The sequence below is a fragment of the Brenneria salicis ATCC 15712 = DSM 30166 genome, from assembly GCF_003315515.1.
GTDB lineage: Bacteria > Pseudomonadota > Gammaproteobacteria > Enterobacterales > Enterobacteriaceae > Brenneria > Brenneria salicis.
The window spans coordinates 1-4,495 of the sequence record NZ_QNRY01000082.1 but is presented as its reverse complement, the minus strand read 5'-3'; the positions used below and the strand labels follow the sequence as shown (position 1 = coordinate 4,495).

The 4,495-nt window shown below is 46.2% G+C and carries 1 protein-coding gene and 2 pseudogenes; 2 read left to right on the top strand and 1 reads right to left on the bottom strand.

All coding sequences use genetic code 11. The features are described from left to right. Window positions 1-106 precede the first annotated feature (106 nt). Window positions 107-3,394, bottom strand: a pseudogene (locus tag DES54_RS18250) (DEAD/DEAH box helicase). Between the two features lie 262 nt (window positions 3,395-3,656). Between DES54_RS18250 and vapB the strand changes: the two are divergent. Continuing rightward, window positions 3,657-3,910 (top strand): annotated as a pseudogene (gene vapB, locus DES54_RS18245) (type II toxin-antitoxin system VapB family antitoxin). A 161-nt stretch (window positions 3,911-4,071) separates the two neighbouring features. Next, entirely contained in the window at window positions 4,072-4,320 is a 249-nt protein-coding gene (locus DES54_RS18240) for a glycine zipper domain-containing protein (RefSeq protein ID WP_113869768.1), read from the top strand. Window positions 4,321-4,495: the final 175 nt, after the last annotated feature.

The following is a 4,495-nucleotide window of genomic DNA, read 5'->3' as shown; positions in this document are numbered from 1 at the left end:
TCTGCACTAAAATTTCTTTTTTTCATTGGAGCACCTGTGTTGTTCTGAGGTGAGCATATCACCTCTGTTCAGGTGGCCAAATTCAGTATTCCACTACACGCGCGGTTCACAGTTGCGTCGGTAACACTTTTGCCAAATCCCGAAACCAAGGTAATCCATGCCAAACCGCAGAGTTACCAATTACGAAAATATGTTTTTTCGCACGGGTAAGGGCAACATTCAATAGATTAGGTTTGCTCGCCGCCCATTTCGCGCCGCCATCATTATTTTCATCACACCCCAGCACAAAGATGACAATATCATTCTCTTTACCCTGAAAAGTATGTACCGTGCCGATACATTTCTTTTGCCAGTCATCAATATCTTTGCGCTTTATCAGCGGGGCATATTGCCGCCATGCCTTTATGTCCCGCTGCTCAACCAATTGCAACAATGCTGCTTTAACCGCTTTGAACGGGGTGATGGCATAAATTGAATCGAGCGCTACGTTCTCCGCCAGTAAGCGATCTAATAGGTTGAGTAAATCGTCGCCGTGGCTGTCGCGGTACTGTTTTTCACCTATCCCGCCCGCAGAAACCAGCCAGTGATTGTCGATTACGTTATTTACCGACTGGCTACAGATTTTGTCAGCATCAAGCCCATGGATCATACGGCCATTGTAAGCCATCGCATTAGACAGGCTGAACATTGGTTCAATACAACGGCGATGCACCCACAAAGGAATACCAATCCAAACCGGCAGGCTCATCATCTTCAATTCACATCCCCATGAGTTAACGCGATCGGCAACCTGTTGCACCGAGAGCAACCCCGGATTCCAGTCTTTAGCATGCTCCAGTAATACATCCTGACACAGGCGTTCAACCAACGGTGGAGAGGTAGTGAATACGGGTTCAATCTGTAAGGGATCGCCAACCACTAATACTCGTTTGGCACGCCAGATCCCGCCAACCGCCTGCTGTGGTGGCGCCTGACCAGCCTCATCGATCATTAACCAGCCCAGTTCTTCGCTTTTCACTCCTTTGAACATACGTCCGACTGAAGCAAACGTAGTTGAAAGTACCGGTACAATCATAAACAGCGTTTGCCACCAGCGTAAGGGCGTCATTTCAGTATGGGGTTGTGCCAGAAAATGATAAAAACCACATACAATACGTCTAAAACGAGTGATTCCCATTGCTTCATAAAGCCAGGCCTGATGCAGTTCCATCGCGGCGATGAATAATGCGGAACGTTGACGGTTTATCTGTGTGTTCTGCCAGAACGCAGTACGTTGTAATGCTGCATCATCAATTGGCAGATTGATATCTGGCAACGCGATATCGGGGAATTGTTCTTGCAGTGTTTGCAAACTGTCCTGGTCATTCTTCTGCTGTTGGGTAATGTCGGCAATATCCTGCTCGATACCTCGTTTTTTGTGCTCAATATCATTACAACACTTGAGTTGTTCCGCTACGTCCTGAGCAAACTCTGCTTGCTCGCCTGTCAGCCTTAACAGTTCGAGTTTTATTATATGTAACGCATTCTCGTAGTCAGCTACCTGCTTGCGTCTTATTAAACGGGTGATCCAACCTGGTGCGCGACTTTCGACGATTTTTTGCTGTTGTTCCACGTGCTGAATTTGTTTTTCCACTGCATCCCGTTGCGCTTCGGCGAGTTTCAGCGTGGCGAGATGCGCCGCATGGCGCTTTTCGATTTTAGCCAACGTTAGTAATAAAGCATCAAGGGAACCGTCAGGTCGTTTGCCGAGCAGAGCGGCAAAGGTGATTAATCGCTGTTGTAACGTTTCAGTTTGTTTCAAACACTGGAGGAAGTTTTCTTTCGCCGCCACAAAAGAGAGCGGCGAATGATGGTGCTTCCAGCGCCACAAGCTGAGAAAATCCTCATTGTCAGGGCGAAAGGCTTCAGCTGGAGTTTTACGTAGAAAATGCTCGTCAATGAGTAACCGTTGCGCAAATTTGGTCCGATTTGCTTTCTTCCCCAGCGCAGCGGAAATCACACCCCAACACCGCTTATCGTCTTCCAGAGGTTTAAAAAGATGATAATCTCGCTCCTTTCCCTCACCGTTTTTATCTTTTTTATGTTCACGCTTTGGTCGATACTCTGCCGCTATCTGATTTGCCGTTGGCGCTAAATAGTTAAGCGAGCGAAATTCTTTAGCCAGTGATTTCTTTTGCGGTAGCTCTTTTGAGATGTTTTCCACCGCAGAGTTATTGGATGACGCGACAACCATTTCAAAACCGGTGAGCGACTGTACAATAAAGCCGTCACTATCCAGCGTATCATCAACCTTTTTGAAACAAGACAGCGCCTTCGCACGTTCAACAATATTGTGTGCCACCAAATCACGCAGCAGCGTTGTTTTACCCGAACCTGGCGGGCCATTGACGGACAGCACCCCACCATCAGTCAGCTCATCTATCGCTGTATTAATCGCAAACTGCTGCATTAACGACATGGCATGTTCGGGTTCGGAAGGCCAGCGTCCATGCGGCATGTTAGTCGGATGCAATTTATCGATGATTGCACTAAGCCCATCTTGTGAATATAGATTAGCGGTAGAGGGAACACTGCGGGAAAGATAGGTTCTAAGCGCCTTACATCTGTCCTCGCGTTTTAACGCCGCAATAGCATGTTCAATATCCTCAAAAAAGAAACTGTTCAAGATTGGCAGCGCTAATTCCTTATCGCTGTCGCTCACTTCTTCTTCAATTTCGTCCTCTTCTTCTGAAAACGTTTCCGAACTGCTATCGCCCCCCTTAAACCAGTCGATTTATAAAACGTATTCCCACTGTGGCGCAAAATCCGCCCAGGCCACTAAATGCGTAGTGAGCAACATTAAAATATCATCAGCCTTTAATACACCAGGGCCCTTCTCGCGTACCGGCTTTAACGTAGCACTGAAATTCCTGAGCGTATTAGCGAGACGCTCACATTCCGCTGAGAAAGTGTCAGAGTTAATCGACTGAAAACGTTTTTCTTTTAGGTGGCCGAGCGCCCAGGGAAGCGAACTCACCGATAGTTTTTCCAAGGCTGGAACACCCTCTGAATTAAGCAGTACTTTGGCAAAACAGGTTATTCCTTCCTGATCCAACCGTTGCTCTCGCTCTTCTGCATCGAGCCCCTCATCGGGACCAAATACATCCTCGCTAATAGTGCTGGCTATCTTTTTATCAAATAAACCGATATGAACGCTGTATGACGCTTTTGTCGGGATTTCATACTGTTCACGTAGATCTGCAGACAGCCAGGGCAACAGGTTATCCCCACACTGATTGATCTTGTTAAGCGGGATTCGCAAACTCTTCTTTTTTTCTTCAAGCGCATAGGGCTGGAAAAACTCAATACGCTGCCAGGCACGGAGAATATCATTTTGGAGAGAATTTTTGGCCATCATAGCTCTTTGATTATTATCCTAAAAAACTTAAATTAAAGAAAAAGGATTTTGAACGGCACCGTTTTTGTTAGTAATGGGCTGAATGCTACTACATATTATTGTACTGACGCAGCAAAAACTCACTGACTCGCAGCCACCATAGTTCGTTAAATTACATGGGTTCAGTATTTCAGTACAAACTCGTCCAGCGTATATCCCATTGGCATATCCCAAAACATTTTATGCTAACAACAGGGTGAAATTTATGCAGGAGAACACGATGGATAAAATTACAGTATTCAAAAAAAATCTCAGTAAGGCAGCGCGTCTTCCAAAAGCAGTTGCGCAACAGATGATGTCAAACACGTAGACATCATCGTCATTGGCCGTATACGAATTATTACGCCGACAGGAGAAAGCTGGGATAGCTGGTCTGAAGGAGTAAATGTAACGTCTGACTTCCTGGCAAAAAATAGAAAGCTGGTCGTCCCCTATGATGTCATGCCGACAGGCCACGCAGCGCATCTGGATTGATACTGATAACCAATAGTGTCCGTGAGTTTGAACATGTACCGGCACTTCGAGTAAAAAACTGGGTAAATGGATAACCGAAAGCGTAAACACCCGCTATCTTCCGATGTTTTTCTGCCCCTCTGCTATCCTTACTTCAGGCATGCAACAATCAAGGAGACAAAATGTTTGGTAAAGCTGAAGACAAAGCAAAAGAAGTGGCCGGGGCAACGCAAGAAGCATATGGTGAATTGGCTGACTCACCTGAACATGAATTAAAAGGCGCCGCGCGTAAATACGCCTCGCAAGCAGGCTATGCTGTCCGTGATACGGCTGATACGGTGCGTAATCATGTTGAGTCTAACCCACTGGCCGGTGTTGCGATCGCGGCGGCGGTTGGTGTGGTTTTCGGTTTTCTTCTCGGAAGAAAGTAACATTAACAAAGGGCCATATCGCGGCCCTTTAACATTTTGGCTTAGCCTTTCATATTATCGTCAATTGCTTATGAGCTTAAGCTAAATAGCTGTTCCAAATAGTAGATCACTTTGAGGGAACTCAGTCCGAGTTGAGCGATCTGATCAATCGCCAAAAATCACAAATCACCAACCG

Bases quoted from the DNA above. Each gene is read 5' to 3' on its own strand.
- DES54_RS18240 (WP_113869768.1), top strand. From the start codon at position 4,072: ATGTTTGGTAAAGCTGAAGACAAAGCAAAAGAAGTGGCCGGGGCAACG.